Annotated in this window: 15 protein-coding genes and 1 pseudogene; 9 read left to right on the top strand and 7 right to left on the bottom strand. The window is 70.3% G+C overall.

The window, feature by feature from the left end:
• Positions 1-242: 242 nt before the first annotated feature.
• From EKE94_RS01890 to EKE94_RS01900, 3 genes are read right to left on the bottom strand one after another with little or no spacing between them, the layout of a single operon-like run.
• The gene (locus EKE94_RS01890) at positions 243-1,508 is read right to left on the bottom strand and encodes an ABC transporter substrate-binding protein (protein WP_127904901.1); all 1,266 of its coding nucleotides are present in this window, start codon (positions 1,506-1,508) and stop codon (positions 243-245) included.
• 29 nt (positions 1,509-1,537) lie between these two features.
• Complete coding sequence (locus EKE94_RS01895) at positions 1,538-2,713, bottom strand: enolase C-terminal domain-like protein (RefSeq protein ID WP_127904902.1); 1,176 nt, start codon at positions 2,711-2,713, stop codon at positions 1,538-1,540.
• Entirely contained in the window at positions 2,706-3,608 is a 903-nt protein-coding gene (locus EKE94_RS01900) for a dihydrodipicolinate synthase family protein (protein WP_127904903.1), read from the bottom strand. The genes EKE94_RS01895 and EKE94_RS01900 overlap by 8 nt, the downstream gene beginning before the upstream one ends.
• Before the next feature lie 108 nt (positions 3,609-3,716).
• On the opposite strand from EKE94_RS01900, the gene EKE94_RS01905 reads away from it, so the two are divergent.
• The 9 genes and pseudogenes from EKE94_RS01905 (at position 3,717) to queF (ending at position 10,002) form a co-directional block, all read left to right on the top strand.
• A complete protein-coding gene (locus EKE94_RS01905) occupies positions 3,717-4,616 on the top strand; it encodes a 2-dehydro-3-deoxygalactonokinase (RefSeq protein WP_164870789.1) in 900 nt (299 codons plus the stop codon).
• Positions 4,613-4,969, top strand: coding sequence for a VOC family protein (locus tag EKE94_RS01910; protein WP_164870790.1), 357 nt, complete (start codon positions 4,613-4,615; stop codon positions 4,967-4,969). Before EKE94_RS01905 ends, EKE94_RS01910 begins: the two co-directional genes overlap by 4 nt.
• Positions 4,966-5,865 (top strand): DMT family transporter, encoded by a 900-nt coding sequence (locus tag EKE94_RS01915; RefSeq protein ID WP_127904906.1) that lies wholly within the window; start codon positions 4,966-4,968, stop codon positions 5,863-5,865. The genes EKE94_RS01910 and EKE94_RS01915 overlap by 4 nt, the downstream gene beginning before the upstream one ends.
• A 118-nt stretch (positions 5,866-5,983) precedes the next feature.
• Positions 5,984-6,631 (top strand): 2-dehydro-3-deoxy-6-phosphogalactonate aldolase, encoded by a 648-nt coding sequence (locus tag EKE94_RS01920; RefSeq protein WP_127904907.1) that lies wholly within the window; start codon positions 5,984-5,986, stop codon positions 6,629-6,631.
• Entirely contained in the window at positions 6,622-7,365 is a 744-nt protein-coding gene (locus EKE94_RS01925) for a carbohydrate deacetylase (RefSeq protein WP_127904908.1), read from the top strand. The genes EKE94_RS01920 and EKE94_RS01925 overlap by 10 nt, the downstream gene beginning before the upstream one ends.
• A 406-nt stretch (positions 7,366-7,771) precedes the next feature.
• On the top strand, positions 7,772-8,467 hold the full coding sequence (queC, locus tag EKE94_RS01930; protein ID WP_127904909.1) for a 7-cyano-7-deazaguanine synthase QueC: 696 nt from the start codon (positions 7,772-7,774) through the stop codon (positions 8,465-8,467).
• A complete protein-coding gene (locus tag EKE94_RS01935; protein WP_127904910.1) occupies positions 8,467-8,820 on the top strand; it encodes a 6-pyruvoyl trahydropterin synthase family protein in 354 nt (117 codons plus the stop codon). Before queC ends, EKE94_RS01935 begins: the two co-directional genes overlap by 1 nt.
• Positions 8,817-9,525, top strand: a pseudogene (queE, locus tag EKE94_RS01940) (7-carboxy-7-deazaguanine synthase QueE). Before EKE94_RS01935 ends, queE begins: the two are co-directional and overlap by 4 nt.
• Positions 9,526-9,537: 12 nt before the next feature.
• Positions 9,538-10,002 (top strand): preQ(1) synthase, encoded by a 465-nt coding sequence (gene queF, locus EKE94_RS01945; protein WP_127904911.1) that lies wholly within the window; start codon positions 9,538-9,540, stop codon positions 10,000-10,002.
• Between the two features lie 166 nt (positions 10,003-10,168).
• On the opposite strand, the gene EKE94_RS01950 is transcribed toward queF, so the two are convergent.
• The 4 genes from EKE94_RS01950 to EKE94_RS01965 form a co-directional block, all read right to left on the bottom strand.
• On the bottom strand, positions 10,169-10,948 hold the full coding sequence (locus tag EKE94_RS01950) for a ZIP family metal transporter (RefSeq protein ID WP_407940857.1): 780 nt from the start codon (positions 10,946-10,948) through the stop codon (positions 10,169-10,171).
• Positions 10,949-11,174: 226 nt separating this feature from the next.
• Positions 11,175-12,353, bottom strand: a complete 1,179-nt coding sequence (locus tag EKE94_RS01955; protein ID WP_127904912.1) for a cytochrome P450 — start codon at positions 12,351-12,353, stop codon at positions 11,175-11,177.
• Positions 12,354-12,556: 203 nt separating this feature from the next.
• Positions 12,557-13,129 (bottom strand): L,D-transpeptidase, encoded by a 573-nt coding sequence (locus EKE94_RS01960; protein ID WP_127904913.1) that lies wholly within the window; start codon positions 13,127-13,129, stop codon positions 12,557-12,559.
• A gap of 275 nt (positions 13,130-13,404) precedes the next feature.
• A complete protein-coding gene (locus EKE94_RS01965) occupies positions 13,405-14,535 on the bottom strand; it encodes a carboxylate-amine ligase (RefSeq protein ID WP_127904914.1) in 1,131 nt (376 codons plus the stop codon).
• Positions 14,536-14,555: the final 20 nt, after the last annotated feature.

The raw sequence follows: 14,555 nt of genomic DNA on the forward strand, positions 1-14,555 counted from the left end.
TGGGCGGGGTGGGCAAGTGGCGTCGGGTCGTTCCGGGAACGTCCCCGGACCCGGCGGGATCGGGTCGCCGGCCGGGGCGTCCGAGGTCGTGTCGGGGGCGGTCGTGTCCGGGGCGGGCCGACCGGCCGCGCGGTGCAGCCGGTCGACATGTCGTGGCGGCCCCGGGGAGCCGTGGACCCGCCGCTTACGCCGCGGGCAAAGAGCCCCGGTGCGGCCGGTCCACTGCCCCCGGCGGGTCGCGGTCAGTCCGCGATGCGCTCGACGGCCTTCTGGATGTTCTGGGCGGCGACCTCGGGGTCGAGATCGTCGATCAGCATCCGCTGGGTTTCGCGGAAGACCAGTTTGACCACCTCGTTGAACTCAAGCTCGAGCCCCGCGGGCAGCCGGTCGATCCCGGCCTCGGCAGCCTTGTTGTTGGCCGTCTCGAAAAGTTCGAAATAGGGATCGGCCTCGATCTCGGCGGTGTAGTCCAGCCCCGGCATCGGCGCGGGGGACGAGCCCAGCGTGGCGAAACGCTGCTGCATCTCTTCCGACGTCGCGATCTGGATGAAGTCCCAGACAAGGTCCTTGCGCTCGTCCGAGATGTCCGAGGGCATGCCGATCACGTTCGACGTGCCGCCGACCGGCGGATCCAGCGGGGATTCCGCCAGCTTGAGGTCGTCGCGGATGTCCTCGCCTGCATCCTTGATGATGTTGTAGATCCAAGGCCCGTCCAGTCGCATGGCGATGCGGCCCTCGACCAGAAGCTGGCGCATGTCGCCGGCCTCGGCATCGCGGGGCGTCAGACCTTCGGTATAGATCTGCTTGAAGCGCCGCAGACCTTCGATCACGCCGGGGCTGTCGAAGGAGGGCTTGCCGTCCTCGGTCCAGTTGCCGCCCGCATCCAGCACGAAGTGCAGCATGTCGTGCATCATGTTCGACCCGCCGGCGCTGGAGACGCCGATCCCGTAGACGTCGGTCTGCCCGTCGCCGTTGGTGTCCTTGGTCGTCGCGCGCGCGGCCTCCAGGAACTCGTCCCAGCCCTTCGGCACCTCGTCAAAGCCGGCCTCGTTCAGCATGCGCTCGTTATAGGCGAGGATATACGCCGTATAGAGTAGCATGATGCACTTGGTCTCGCCGTCCCAGACGCAGGTGTCCTGACCGGCCCAACCCTCAAGATCCAGCCCCGATTCCTCGATGTAGGGATCGAGCGTCTCCAGCCAGCCCTCGTTGGCGAAGCTCTGGTATTCGAAGGCGGCAAGATGGACGATGTCGGGCGGCGTGCCGCCCGCGAACATCGTGAACATGGTGTCGGCATAGTCGCCCCGGGCGACCTTGGTCATCTCGATCTCGACGCCCTCGTGCTCGGCTTCGAACTTCTCGATCACCTCGTTCCACCAGTCGCCGTAGCCGGGCTCGCCCTTCATCCAGCTGACGAAGGTCAGCGTCTCGGCCGAGACGGGCAGGGCGGACAGTGCGGTGGTCGTGCCAAGCGCGAGCGCGAGGGCGGTCTTTTTCAGATGTCTCATGCAGGTCTCCTCCTCCTTACATCCGTGTTTCAATCGTCGATCCTGGTGAGGAACGCGAAGGCGTCCGGCCCCGGCGCGGTGCCGATCCCGGGGGTGTCGTCGATGTCGAACCGGCCCGCGGTGCAGGGCGCGGCAGCGTCCAGCAGCGCGGCGTTGCGGGCATAGATCGAATGCTGGAATTCATGGCAGGCGGCGCCGGCGGCAAGGCCCGCGCGCAGCGAGGCCGCCATGAAGATGCCAAGTCCGATGGTCGCGTGCGGGATCACCTGCGCGCCTGCGTCCGCCGCCATCGCGGCGATGCGGGCGAACTGGGTGATCCCGGTATGCCCCATTTCGGGCTGCACGATGGAGCAGGCGCGGCGTGCGGTGCGGGGACGGTAATCCCAGTCCGTCCGCCATTCCTCGCCCAGTGCCAGCGGGCAGGGGATGCCCGCGGCGACCTTTGCTTGCGCCTCGACATCTTCGGGCGCGACCGGTGCTTCAAGAAACCACGGATCATGCGGGGCGAGCGCCTCGCCGAGGGCTATGGCTTCGGGCGCCGTATAGGCCCAGTGCATGTCCACCGCGATCTTGTGGTCGGGGCCGAGGGCCGCGCGCAGGGCCGCGACCTCGCCCGGAACATCGCCCGCCTCGGTATGGCTGATCGGGATCTTGACCGCGTCGAAGCCCTGCTCTTTCCAGTCCTGCGCCATCTCGATCCGGGCGGCGCGGCTTGGGGCGGGCAGGCCCGAGACATAGCCGGGCAGGGTGCCCGCGCCGGGGGCGCCAAGCGCGGCCTGAAGGCTTTGCCCCGCGGATTTCGCATGCAGGTCCCACAGTGCGATGTCGAGTGCGGCCAGGGCGTCGGCCAGATAGCCGCCCCAGTACCCGCGGTTGCGTTGCAACGCGTAGAGGGCGTCCCACGTCTCTGCCGGGGCCATCGGCGGCAGCGCCTGCAGGTAGGGGGCGAAAAGATCGCGGATGATCTCCATCACCGCGCGGGGGGCGACAAGGCCATAGGTCTCGCCCCAACCCTCGGCGCCCGAGGCGTCGCGCAGGCGTACCACGATCGACCGGTCGATCAGCGGATAGACCGTGCCGTTGAACCCGCGCACGATGTAGCGGTCGCCGATCGCGACCTCGCCGTCGCCCGGCGCGCCCAGATAGGCGGTGTCGCGCGGGCGCTCGAAGAGGAAGACCTCGACCGATGCGATGCGATCACGCATGCGCGGGCTCCAGCGCCGCCATGGCGCGGGAATGGAAGTCGAGGATCAGCTGCTCCAGCGTTGGGTCCATTTCGGGTAGCGCCTCGCGCACGTCGGCGGTGGCGCACAGGCCCTGGTCGCGGAGGATCAGCTTGGTCAGCCGCATCCGGTAGGGGGCCTGGATCAGCAACAGCGGCAGGGTGCGTTCGTAAAGGTCGAGCGCACGCGCCTTGTCGCCCACGGCCCAGGCCCGCATCAGCGCGACGTGGATCTCGAGCAGTTCCAGCGCGGGCATGGTCGCCACGGCGCCGCGCACGAGCTCTTCGTAGAGATACCGTGCGCCGCCGCCGCCGATCACGCCGTCCAGATCCGGACCGCAGCCCGCGACAAGCTGGCTGACCTTGGGGCCCGAGGGCACGCCCTCTTCCTTGACGTAGCGGATTGCGGGAACGGCCCGGGCAAGCGACAGCATCTCCTCGGCCGACAGGTCCGCGCCGCGCGGGGCAAAGAGGTTCTGCAGCACGATGATGCCACCATCCAGCGCCTCGGCGATGCGGTGGAACCATGCCTCGGTCTCGTCTCCCATGGCGGGAATCGCCATCGCCATGACGCCGTCGACGCCGGTGGCGGCGACCGAGCGGGCAAGCTCGACCATCGTTTCGGGCTCGGCGGCGTTGATGCCCGCCAGCACCGGGCGGCGACCGGCGACGGTGCCGACGACGATATCCAGCGCGGCCTTCCGCTCCTCCGCGGTCAGCTGCACGTCCTCCGAGGCGACGCCGGGATAGACCAGCGCCGCGGCCCCGGTGGCGACGGCATGCTCGGCCAGTTTGCGCAGGGCCGCCTGATCGACCTGACCCGCGGAATCGAAGGGGGTCGGGATGATCGGCAACACGCCTTCCAAACGAACCGTCATGGTATTCCCTTTATATGAGACCTGTTTTCCATAATTGAAACCTAGCGAGGTTCGCCGTATTGTGTCAACGAGTTTCCGAAGATGGTTCAACGACAGGAGAGGCAGGGTATGGATTTCATCGCGGTCGATTGGGGTAGCACGCGGTTCCGGGCATGGTCGCTCGACTCCGACGGTCAGGTGCGCGACAGCACGGAAAGCGACACGGGGCTCAAGGCCGTGACCGACGGCGCGTTCGAGGCGGTGCTGATGGCGGCCTGCGGCGACTGGATGGCGTCGGACCCCGCCCTGCCGATCCTGATGTCGGGCATGGTGGGATCGCGCGCTGGCTGGAAAGAGGCGCCTTACTGCCCCTGTCCCGCGGACATGGCCGACATCTCGGCCGCGGCGATCGGTTTCGACGTCGCTGGGCACCCGGCGGCGATCCTGCCCGGCGCCACCTGCGACGACGCCCGCGGCCATGCCGACGTGATGCGCGGTGAAGAGGTGCAGATCTTCGGTGCCGCCGAGCTTCTGGGCCTGACCGACGCCGCGATCTGCATTCCCGGCACCCATGCAAAATGGGCGCGCCTGGCGGGGGGGCGGCTGACCGGGTTCGAAACGCACATGACGGGCGAGATCTTCGCGCTTCTGCGCAGCCAGAGCCTGGTCGGCGCACTGGCCGAGGGCGATGCCGACGATCCGCAGGCGTTCCTCGACGGGGTCGATCACGGAATGGCCGTGCCGGTGCCGCATGCCGCCTTCGCCGCGCGGGCCGACGCGCTGCAGGGGCGGTTGCCGGCGACCTCGGTCTCGGCCTTCCTGTCGGGCGTGCTGATCGGCGGCGAGCTGGCCCACAGGCCCGATGCGGACGAAACGATCCTGCTGGCCACCGGCGTTCTGGCCGACCGCTATGCCGCCGCGCTGGACCATCTGGGCACGGCCGTGCGCAAGGTCGACGCCAAGGAGGCCACCCGCGCCGGGCAGGTCCGTGCGGCAGCCGCGCTTTGGCCCGGGCGCGTGGGCGCGTGACCGGCTTTCCCGCGGCGGCGCTCGACCACGTGGCCATTCCCTGCAGCGATCTGGCCCGCTCCGCCGTGTTCTACGCGCGGCTGGGGCTGACGCCGGGTTTTGCCAGGCCGGGGTTGCAGCAGATGCACCTCGGGGCCGGGATGGTCGAGCTCGTCGTGGGCGACACGCCCCCGCAGGAGGCGCCCGTGCCGCGCCACCTCGCCCTGCGGGTGGCGGACCTCGACGCAGCCGCCCTGGCGCTGAGGGAGCTCGGGATCGAGACGGACGGGGCGCCGCGCACCGGTGCCTCGGGCACGCAGTACCTGTTCCTGCGCGATCCCGATGGCAACTGGGTCGAGGTCGTCGCGCGATGAGCGCCGAGTCCCGGATCGTGGCGCGGACCGAGGACCCGACCCGGGGCGTGCCGTGCGGGAGCGGCGGCACGCGGTTGGCCCTGGCCGCCCTTTTCTGCGGCGTTGCGTCCAGCGTTCTTCTGAAGGGCGTCGGCGGGCTGGCCCCCGGGCATGCCATCGCCCTGCGCTCGGGCCTCGCGATTGCGCTCCTCGCCGTGGTGATCGGCGTGCGGGCGGCGCGCGGACGGGTAGGGAGGCTGGACCGGGCGGGCGCGGCACGCGCGGCGCTCGACGCACTGGCGGGGCTGACCTTCGCGCTCGCGATCTTCGAGCTTCCGCTTGCGCTGCTTTCGGCGATCCAGGCGGCGATGCCGCTCGTTAGCGTGGCGCTGGCCGCGCTGGTGTTGCGCGAACCGCTGCCGCGCCGCGCGCTTCTGGCCATCGCAATGGGCTTTGCCGGTGTCATCGTGATTCTGAACCCCGGTCTCGGGGCTTCGCCCTTGGGCCTTGCGCTGGCGCTGATCTCGACGCTGGCCTATGCCTGCCGGGATCTCGTCACCCGCCGCCTGCGCCCCGAGGCCGACATGCTGAAGTCGGTGATCCTGTCGTCGCTGCTGATCGGGGCGGCGGGGCTGGCGACGGCGGGCCTGCCGGCTGCGCCCCGGATGCCCCATGTGCCCGATCTGGCGCGGCTTCTTGCGGCGGCGGTGACGTTCCTCGGGGCGAACACCCTGATCATCGCGGCGTTCCGCCGGGCGCCGGTCGCCCGCATCGCGCCGCTGCGCTATACCAGCATCCTCTGGGCGCTGCTCTTCGATGCGGCGATCTGGGGGCATTATCCCGATGCCGCCACCTGGGCGGGGATCGCCCTCATCGTCACGGGCGGGCTGATCCTGCTGCGCCCGGCCAGTCCCTGAGATCGCCGTGCCGTGCCTCTAGCCCGTGCCAGTGCGCCGTGTCCTTGGGCCGTGCCTTTTCGTCCGCGGCCCCAATCCGCCAGATATTCTTTCACCATCACCTGATCCGAGGCCTTCCATGACCCTGACCGACGCCCTTGCCGCCATGCCGCTTGTCGCCATCCTTCGCGGCGTCACCCCGCCGGAAGCCGCCGACATGGCGCGCGCGCTGGCGGACGCAGGCATCACCATCGCGGAGGTGCCACTGAATTCCCCCGATCCGCTGAAAAGCATCGCGGCGATGGCCGCGGCAGTGGGCGATCGCATGCTGATCGGCGCCGGAACGGTCCTGCACGCGCAGCAGGTCGCGGAGGTCGTTCAGGCCGGCGGCCGCCTGATCGTTGCGCCCAACGCGCGCGACGAGGTCGTGCGCGCCGCCAAGGCCCAAGGGGCCGCTGCGCTGCCCGGCGTCGCCACCCCGACCGAGGCCTTCGCCGCCTGCGAGGCGGGCGCCGACGGTCTGAAGCTGTTTCCGGCCGAGGCGGCGCACCCGGGCGTGCTCAAGGCCTGGCGCGCGGTGATGCCGACGGATCTGCCGATCCTGCCGGTGGGCGGCATCGACGAAGAGAGCTTTGGCGCGTGGTGGGCGGCCGGCGCCACCGGCTTTGGCCTGGGCTCGACGCTTTACAAGCCGGGTCGCAGCGCCGCGGAGGTGGGGGACCGGGCCAGGGCGCTCTGCGCGGCGCTCGACCGCGTGCGCCGGTATCAGGGCCGGGCATGCGGCTGATCGTGACGGCCGATGACGCGGGGCTGTCCCGGGCGGTGGATCGCGGGATCGCCGCCGCCGCGCGATCGGGGATCGTGACCCAGACCACCCTGATGGCCGCCGCCGCGCATCCAGACCTGCCCGCCGCGGTGGCGCGGGTGCAGGCCATGGGCCTGCCCTGTGGCATCCACCTGCAACTGACGACCGGCGCGCCGCTGAGCGCGCAGCTGGCGCGCGCGACCGGCGCCTCCCTGCCCGACGCCGCGACCGCCGCGCATCTTGCCCCGGCGCTGGTCGAGGCCGAGTGGCGCGCGCAGATCGAGGCGGTGCTGGACGCCGGTCTCCGCCCCTCGCATCTCGACAGCCACCAGGGCTTGCATCGCCTGCCGCACCTGCGCGGGATCTACCTGTCGCTCGCCCGCGATCACGCGCTGCCCGTGCGCGGAGACGATCCCGCCTTTGCTGCCGAGGCGCGCCGCCACGGGGTTCGGGCGACGCCGCGGGTCCTGTCGGGCTGGACCGGACGACGCCTGGGACCCGCCGAGCTGCTGGCAGAGCTTCAGGCGGCGGCAGGCGAGGATGAGCTTTGCGAGCTCGTCACCCATCCCGGGCATGTCGATGCGCGCCTCAGGACGATGTCGGCATGGTGCGACCGTCGCGAGGCCGAGCTTGCCGTCCTGACCGATCCGCGCCTTGCCGAGGATCTGGCGGCGCGCGGGATCGCGCTCACCGACTACCGCACCCTGGCGCCCTGAGGGCTGCCCGCCCGCCAGATCCGGCGGGACGGGCCCGGTCGGCTGGCCGGCCCTGCGATGGGGCGGGGTGGGGGCGTCCGCATTCTCCGCGATCGCGCTGGTTCTGCGCGGGGCAATGGCCTGTGTCGGGCGGGCAAAACCGCGCAGGGACCTGACCCCTGGTGCAGCGGCGCCGGAGTCCGGCTGTAACAGGTGGGCCATTTTGGGTATTGGACTGCCCCTTGGTTTCGCCGCGCGCCTCTGTCTGCCCCGAACCGGGGGCCCGGGGCCCGGGGCCTGAGCCCGGGACGCGGGCGCGCTGCGCGGGTCGGGCCCTGGTCCCGGGGTTGCGGGCAGAAGGCGCAGCCGCTAAAGCGCGCCGCAACCGGTCGCAGCCTACCCGGTCACCAAAACAAGGGCCCCGAAAATGAAGACTCTCGTGATCTGCTCCGGCGGGCTCGACTCCGTGTCGCTCGCCCATATCCTCGCCGCCCGGTCGCACCTGACCCGGCTCGTCTGCTTCGATTACGGCCAGCGCCATCGCAAAGAACTTGAGTTCGCCGCCGCTGCGGCGGACCGGCTGAACGTGCCGCTGCATCGCATCGACATGCGCGGTATCGGCGCCGCGCTGACCGGATCGGCCCTGACCGACGCGGTCGACGTCCCCGACGGGCATTACGCCGAAGAGACGATGCGCGTCACCGTCGTGCCCAACCGCAACGCGATCATGCTGTCGATCGGCTTCGGCATCGCCGCCGCCAACGGCGATGCGGCGGTGGCCACCGCGGTGCATGGCGGCGATCATTTCATCTATCCCGACTGCCGCCCCGGCTTCACGCAGGCCTTCGATGCGATGCAGCAGGCGGCGCTCGAGGGCTATGCCAATGTCCGGCTTCACACGCCCTTCGTCCATAGGACCAAGGCCGATATCGTGACCGAGGGCGCGGCCCACGGCACACCATTTGCGCTGACATGGTCGTGCTACAAGGGCGGGGCGGTGCATTGCGGGCGCTGCGGCACCTGCGTGGAGCGGCGCGAGGCCTTCGACCTAGCCGGCGTGCCCGATCCCACGGACTATGCCGACCCCGGGTTCTGGCGCACGGCCGTGGCGGAGGCGCGCTGATGTTCCGCATCCGCAAGGAGTTCCACTTTTCCGCCTCGCACCGGCTGGCCCACCTGCCCGACGATCACCAGTGCGCCCGCCTGCACGGGCACAACTACATCGTCGTCGTCGAGCTGGCGGCCGAGAGCCTGACCCGCGACGGCTTCGTGCGCGACTACCACGACCTGGCCCCGTTCAAGGCCTATATCGACGGCACCTTCGACCACAGGCACCTGAACGACGTGCTGGATGTCCCCTCGACGGCCGAGCATCTGGCGCGCCATTTCCACGACTGGTGCCGCGCGCGCTGGCGGGAAACCGCCGCCGTCTTCGTCAGCGAAACGCCGAAGACCTGGGCCGAGTACCGCCCGTGACGCTGCGCATCGCCGAAATCTTCGGGCCGACGGTGCAGGGCGAGGGTGCGCTGATCGGCGCGCCCACGGTCTTTGTCCGGGCCGGGGGGCTGCGATTACCGCTGCGCGTGGTGCGACAGCCTGCACGCCGTCGACAGCGCCTATCGCCACGACTGGACCGCGATGAGCGACGCCCAGGTCTGGTCCGAAGTGCGCCGGCTGTCCGGCGGGCAGCCCCTGACCGTGTCGCTGAGCGGCGGCAATCCGGCGATCCAGGATTTCGGACCTCTGATCGCGCGGGGGCGGGCCGAAGGCTATCGCTTCGCCTGCGAAACCCAGGGGTCGATCGCGCGGCCGTGGTTCGGCGAACTCGACATGCTGGTCCTTTCGCCCAAGCCGCCCTCGAGCGGCGAACGCGTCGACTGGAAGGCCTTTGCCGCCTGCCGGGATGCGGGGCGGCAGGCAGGCCAGGTGGTGATGAAGATCGTCGTCTTCGACAGGACCGACTTCGACTGGGCGCGCGCCGCGCATGACCGCCACCCGGACCTGCCGCTCTACCTGCAGCCCGGCAACCCCGAGGTCGACCCCGAAATCCCCGTCGATCTGGCCGCGATGGCCGCCCGGATGGAGTGGTTGACCGACACCGCCATGGCCGCGCGATGGTTCGCGCCCCGCATCCTGCCGCAGCTGCATGTCCTGATCTGGGGCAACAGGCGCGGCGTCTGACCGGAGTTCGATATGACCGACGACATCTACGCCGATCTCACCCAGCTGGGCGGCGCCACCCGCGTCCCCGCCAGCCCCGAGGCCGCCCGGCTTGAACGGGTGCGGAACCCGCAGGCGGACGTCAGCTACAACGTGCGCTTCACGGCGCCCGAGTTCACGTCGCTCTGCCCGATGACGGGGCAGCCCGACTTCGCCCACCTGGTGATCGATTACGTCCCCGGCGACCGGCTGGTCGAATCGAAGTCGCTGAAGCTGTACCTCACCGCGTTCCGCAATCACGGTGCGTTTCACGAGGACTGCACGATCTCGATCGCCCGTCGGCTGGTCGCGTGTCTCGATCCGCTTTGGCTGCGGATCGGCGGGTACTGGTATCCCCGTGGCGGCATCCCGATCGACGTCTTCTGGCAGACGGGCCCGGTGCCCGAGGGTGTCTGGATCCCCGACCAGGGCGTGCCGCCCTACCGCGGCAGGGGTTGAACCGACCCTCCGCCGTCACCAAAGGCCGTGACCGATAGCCCGCGCGACCCGTCATGGCGACGGGGGCGCACGGGTCGTGTCCGTATCGGTTCGTCCCGGTGGCTCGGAGGCCAATCGCCAATGGCCGGCCGCGATCTGGGGCCGCGCCGGAGGTGGCCCGCGGCGTTCAGCCCAGCCAGACGTCGAGGAACAGCATCAGCACCAGCCCGATCGACAGGCCCAGCGTCGCCTTGTTCTGGTGGCCGCTGCGGTGAGTTTCGGGGATGATCTCATGGCTGATGACGAACAGCATCGCCCCCGCGGCAAAGGCCAGCCCCCAGGGCAAAAGCGGTTCGGCCAGGCTGATGACGCCGGCGCCGAGTGCGCCGCCCAGGGGCTCGACCATACCGGTCAGCGCGGCGATGGCAAAGGCGCGGCCCCGGCCATAACCCTCGCCCAGAAGCGCCACCGCCACGGCCAGCCCTTCGGGGGCGTTCTGCAGGCCGATGCCGATCGCCAGCGGCATGCCGCCCTCAAGCCCGCCGGCGCCGAAGCCCACGCCGACGGCCAGCCCCTCGGGGACGTTGTGGATGGTGATCGCGAAGATGAAGAGCCAGACACGCCGCAGGGCATCTGCCTCGGGGCCTTCGCGGCCGGTGCGGAAATGTTCGTGCGGCAGCGCTCCGTTCAGCCACGCGACCGCGCCCATGCCCAGAAGGATCGACGCGCAGGTGATGGCCGCGGGGATCGCGCCCGCGCCGTAGGTCTGCTCGGCCGCGTCCAGCGCGGGGATGATCAGCGAAAAGAACGACGCCGCCAGCATGACCCCCGCGGCGAACCCCAGCGACATGTCGCGAAAGGGGCGGCCCGGGGTGCGTCCGGCCAGCACGGGCAAAGCTCCGAGCGCGGTCATGAGCCCGGCGACCAGACTGCCCAGAAACCCCAGTGCCAGCGGTGACATGTCCATGATGCGATCCCGATTGTGCCCGCGCGCCTTGCACCTTTCGCAGGTGAAGGTCCAGAGGGGATGCGGCGCGGTCCACCCGCGCGCCGCCTGGGCCAAACGGGGCAGTCGCCCCCGGGTGGCGCGCGGTCCCCGCTTTGGAAGGCGGTCGGGCCGCGGTGCCCCGCCGGCCGGTCCGTGTTTCAGCGGGCGGGCGGGACGCCGGTCTGCGAAAGCGGGCTGAGGCGCCCTAGCGGTCGACGACCAGCGCCTCCAGCCCGCGGAAATGGTAGATGTCGGCGATGCGTGGTGGATCGACCGGGCGCAGTTCCGGGCAGCGCGTGTAAAGGACCCTGAGCGCGACCTGCATCTCCAGCCGGGCCAGCGGGGCGCCCACGCAGAAATGCGGCCCCGCGCCGAAGGCCATCTGGCCCGTGGCGGGCCGGGTCGGGTCAAAGCGGTCGGGGTTGGCGAAGACCGCCGGATCCCGGTTCGCCGCCGCCAGCAAGCAGCCGATCCTCCCGCCCTTCGGGATCGTCTCGCCGCCCAGCTGCACCGGCGCATAGGCGTGGCGCACGAAAAGATGCAGCGGCGGATCGAAGCGCAGGATCTCCTCGACCGTGGCCGCGACACTGGCCTCGCGCGTGGTCGCGACGGGATCGGCGTGCCGGTACAGCGCGGCGACCCCGTTGCCGATGCCGTGGACCGTGGCCTCGTGCCCCGCGTTCAGAAGCAGCACCGCCGTCGCGATCATCTCGTCGGTGCTGAGCCGTGCGCCGTCGTCTTCGGCCGCGATCAGATGGCTGAGCAGATCGTCGCCGGGCGTGGTGCGGCGCCGCGCGATATGGTCGCGCAGAAAAGCCGCGAAGTCGCGCGCCGCCGTATCGGCGGCGACCTCGTCGGCATGGGTGCGGCGGGCCTGGTACATGCCGACCATCGCATGCGACCAGCGCAGAAGATCCGCCGCCGCGCTGTCGGGCACGCCCAGAAGGCGGGCGATGACGATCACCGGCACCCGGTCGGCATAGGCGGGGAGCAGATCGAAGGGGCCTTCGGGAAACGCGTCGATCAGATCGTGGCAGAGCGCCTCGATCTCGGGGGCCAGCCCGTTGATGCGGCGCGAGGTGAAGGCCCGCAGTACCAGTCCGCGCAGCCGCGTGTGGCGCGGCGCCTCGAGCTCCAGCATCGAGTTGTGTTCGATCGCATAGAAGTTGCGCAGGTGGTCGGGCGCGACGGGTGGGCCGTCGGGCGGTTCGCGGCCCATGTCGCGGGATTTCAGGGCGGCGGACACCGCCGCGTGGCTCAGGGCGACGGGCATGTCGTAGTCTTCCCACCAGACGACTTCGCCCAGGGCGCGGGCGCGGTCGTAGAACGGGTAGGGGTCGGCGACGAAGGCCGGATCGGTCGGGCTTTGCCTGATATTCTGCATGCCGTCCTGAATACGCGGCCCTGCGCGCGGCACAAGAGGGGCGTTGCCGTCGGTGCCACGGGGCAGGCCGAAGCCGGCGCGGAACGGCGGGCCGTCCGTTGTCCCGGGCCATGGCCGCGTGCGGCATCGGGCCGGGGCCATCACACGCAAACGGCCGCCCCAGGGGCGGCCGCAACGACGCGATGGGCAGGACCTGAGGCTCCCTAGATCAGGCGGACCTGCGCGCCCACGGGCACAAGCTCGAACACCTCGGCGATCATCCGGTTGTAGAGCCCGATGCAGCCCGAGGACGACCGGCGCCCGATCTTGCGGGTATCGTGGGTGCCGTGGATCAGGTAGGCGGGCCAGCCGAGGTAAAGCGCGTGCGTGCCCAACGGGTTGCCTTCGCCCGGGGGCATGTAGGCGGGCAGGCTGGGATCGGCTTCGCGCATCGACGCGGTGGGGGTCCAGTCGGGGCCCTTGACCTTGCGCACCACAGTGGTGTGGCCGCGGCGGGTCAGCTCGTCGGTCTTGGGCACCGAGGTGGGGTAGAGCCGGTAATCGCTGCCATCGGCGGACCAGTAGTGCAGCGCGCGCGACCCGGTGTCGGCCAGAAGCGTGGCGACGCCCAGCTTGTCGAAGTGATCCTCCCACCGCTGCGTCAGGAAGGCCGAGGCGTTGCGGTCGACCCCGCCCTGCTGGATCGGCGAGAAGTCCTGTGCGCGCAGCACTGCGGGGGCGGCGCAGGCGGCAGCCCCGAGAAGCAGGGCGCGGCGGCGGGTAACGGAATTTGACATGGCGAAGACCTTCGTATTTCGGGCGTCACGGTCTGCCGTGACCCTGATCCCAAACCGGGCGCGGGGTCCAGTCCCGCAGGGGCAGTTTCACGCCGGTGTGATGCCGGGACATCGTAGATAGGCGGCAGGTCGCCCAAGCACGCACCTGCGATCGGGCACATCGAGGGTTGCAGGGCATGGTCCATCAGGGGCGGCGCCAGCCGCGCGCCCCGGCGCGCCCGTTCTCTACCGAACCGAGGGGCGGCCCGCAGACGTCCCGGGGGGCCGCGCCGTGCCTAAAGCCCTTCGCGGAACTCCTGCGCAAGGCTGCCTACGACGGCGCGCAGCGCTTCGCGCGGATCGGCGCTGTCGGCGAGTGCCCGGTCGTGCACCGCGCGCTGGCGCCGGGCCGAGGATCCATGCTCGGCGATCGTCATCGTGCCGCGCACCTCGTTGAGGCACCCCAGCCACGCGGCCTCGGTCTCCATCTCCTCGACCAGCTGGGCGACGATTTCGGCGAAGGGCCGCAGCTTGCGTTGCCCGAGGTCCAGAAGCGTGCCTGCGGTGCCGTAGCGCTGCGCGCGCCATCGGTTCTCTTCTACCAGAAAGCGGTCGTAGATGCGCCAGCGCTGGTTGTGCTGCTTTAGCCGCCACAGCATGGCCATCGCGCTTTGAATGAAGGCCGCGACCGACAGAGCCTCTTCCACCCTTGGCATCACGTCGGCGATCCGCGTCTCAAGCGTCGGCCAGGCCTCTGACGGGCGCAGGTCCCACCAGATCTTGGTCGCGTCCTCGACGATCTCGTTCTCGACCAGCACGTCCACGGTGCGCCGGTAATCCGACCAGCTGTCGAACTTCGGCGGCAGGCCCGTGCGCGGCACGCTGTCGAAAACGTTGAGCCGCCAGGACTGCAGCATCGTGTCCTCGCCCTTCCAGAAGGGGGAGGAGGCCGAGAGCCCCAGCACGAGCGGCAGAAAATAGGTGAACTGCTGCATCAGGTCGACGCGCAGCTCGGGGTCGTCGCCCAGTCCGACATGGACATGCATGCCGCAGGTCATCAGCCGCCGGGCGATCCCACCGATATCCTCGGCAATCGCATCATAGCGGTCGGACTGCCCCGTCGCCCGTGATGCAGGGTCGGAAAAGGGATGGCAGGAGGCCGCGATGATGGCCAGACCGTGATCTTCGGCCACCTCGGCCACACCGCGGCGCAGCTGGGCCAGATCCTCGCGCGCCTCGCCGATGTCGCGGCAGACGCCTGTGCCGATCTCGATCATGCAGTCGCGGAACTCGGGGCTGACCTTCGACCCCAGCCGGTCCTTGGCATGGCGGAACATGGCCTCGGGGATGGCGGCAAGCTCCATCGTCCCGGGGTCGATGGCGAGGTATTCCTCTTCGATGCCGAGCGTGAAATCGGGATCGGGCATGGACGGCTCCTTTTCCGGCC

The organism is Mesobaculum littorinae (genome assembly GCF_004011175.1).
Taxonomy (GTDB): domain Bacteria; phylum Pseudomonadota; class Alphaproteobacteria; order Rhodobacterales; family Rhodobacteraceae; genus Tranquillimonas; species Tranquillimonas littorinae.